Genomic DNA, 542 nt, shown 5'->3' with positions numbered 1-542 from the left:
ACTGGCAAGGGTTGATAAGTGCCGTTAAGTAATTGTTGTTTAATACCCAGCCAATGTAACTTAGCGAAGTCATTAAATTCCTCAATACTCATATTATCAATACCCGCAGCCCCTTTATTGCGCTTAATATGTTGCCATGCTGCGCTAATATTGTGGTTGCTTAGTACCCTTGCCATCAGATCATGATCTGTTTGGCTATATTCATTCGAGGTATTATTCACAGTAGAACGCTGTTCATCACTATCACAACACGGTGATCTATGTGAATTCAAGTTCATTTGTAGGAGTAAAAAAGGACAGGCACATTTTTTGCAAAAATCATAGTATTAACCACTGTCATTACATACAGTGGTTGGTGTATTGTGACTCGCGCAAGAAAAAAGCTTATTGATTTAGCATCGACATCTTATTATCACTTAATCTCACGATGCGTGAGACGTGCATTCTTGTGTGGTGATGATAAATACACAGGTAAAAACTTTGATCATCGTAGGGAGTGGTTAGTAGAGCGAATTAAGTTATTAAGTAGTGTGTTCGCCATT

At 38.0% G+C, this 542-nt stretch carries 2 pseudogenes; one reads left to right on the top strand and one right to left on the bottom strand.

The window, feature by feature from the left end:
- Positions 1–278 (bottom strand): annotated as a pseudogene (locus PSR9079_RS23415) (group II intron reverse transcriptase/maturase); the annotation flags it as partial.
- Between the two features lie 84 nt (positions 279–362).
- On the opposite strand from PSR9079_RS23415, the pseudogene PSR9079_RS23850 reads away from it, so the two are divergent.
- Positions 363–542 (top strand): annotated as a pseudogene (locus tag PSR9079_RS23850) (alpha-amylase family glycosyl hydrolase); the annotation flags it as partial.

The organism is Pseudoalteromonas rhizosphaerae (genome assembly GCF_902498845.1).
In the GTDB taxonomy this organism is placed as follows: domain Bacteria; phylum Pseudomonadota; class Gammaproteobacteria; order Enterobacterales; family Alteromonadaceae; genus Pseudoalteromonas; species Pseudoalteromonas rhizosphaerae.
Note: the sequence above shows the minus strand (reverse complement) of the source record. Positions and strands in the feature narration are given on the sequence as shown.